The organism is Acetobacter farinalis (genome assembly GCF_011516935.1).
In the GTDB taxonomy this organism is placed as follows: Bacteria; Pseudomonadota; Alphaproteobacteria; order Acetobacterales; family Acetobacteraceae; genus Acetobacter; species Acetobacter farinalis.
The window spans coordinates 1-1,048 of record NZ_WOTF01000064.1 but is presented as its reverse complement, the minus strand read 5'-3'; the positions used below and the strand labels follow the sequence as shown (position 1 = coordinate 1,048).

Here is a 1,048-nt window from a genome sequence, read left to right as displayed (position 1 = left end):
TAGAGCACGTCCACTTTATTCCGGCTCATATCCAGCGGCTGTAAAGAAGTTGGCGCATTCGTCAGGAGTGAAAGCATCCAGGACTGATCCGGCGGCATCCCACAAGGTTGTGACGGTTCTTGCTGCCCTGGCGCGTAAAAGGGCTTTGAGTTTGGCGAATGCCATTTCGATCGGGTTGAAATCGGGACTATAGGGAGGCAGGAACATCATCTGTGCCCCCACTCGTTCGATGGCCTTCCGCGCTCCCGGAACCTTGTGGGCGGGCAGATTGTCCAGCACGATGATATCGCCTGGGCTCAGCGTCGGCACGAGAACATGCTCCACATAGGCCTGAAAAATCTCGCTGTTCATGGCGCCATCATGGACGAAGGGTGCGGTCATGCCCGTGAGGCGCAGGCCAGCGGTGAAAGTGGTGGTTTTCCAATGGCCATGAGGAACGCCTGCCCGACAACGTTCTCCGCGTAAAGCACGACCACGCAGACGGGCCATCTTCGTGGAGAGACAGGTTTCATCAATGAAGACCAGACGGTGCGGATCGAGGTCAGCTTGGCCGTCGAACCAGTCCTGCCGACGTTTCAGGATATCTTCACGCTCCTGCTCCAATGCATGTGCGGTCTTTTTTTAAATGTCCACCTATGCTGACGCAGCCATCGACTGAGCATGCTGCGGCCGATCCCGACGGATTGCTCATCCTTCAGGCGCGCTACCATCTCGTTGAGCGTGATATCTTTCTGCGCTTCGATCATGCCGACGATAAAGGCTTCATGTCCGTCCAGCTTTGAGCCGCGTGGCTTACCCGGACGCCGCGCCGCCCGTTCGCCGCTTTCACGCTCACGCCGGAGCCACCGGATCGCCGTCGAAATCCCGATCCCGAACCGCTTCGCCACTGAACGGGCTGACCCGCCCGCTGCTCCGGCTTCCAGAACGCGCACCCGAAGATCGTCACTCAATGCTCGTGCCATCACCATCTCCATCAATGGAAACGGTGAATCACAATCTATGCCCCATGTCACCCCACACGATTCATCGTTCAGTGGACGTGCTCTAG

The 1,048-nt window shown here is 57.9% G+C and carries 1 protein-coding gene; it reads right to left on the bottom strand.

Annotated elements, in window-relative coordinates; all coding sequences use genetic code 11:
* Positions 1 to 15 precede the first annotated feature (15 nt).
* A protein-coding gene (locus tag GOB82_RS13200; RefSeq protein ID WP_231866541.1) for an IS630 family transposase occupies positions 16 to 962 on the bottom strand; the annotation gives its coding sequence in 2 pieces (ribosomal slippage) (positions 16 to 623 and positions 623 to 962; 948 coding nt in all).
* Between the last annotated feature and the right edge of the window lie 86 nt (positions 963 to 1,048).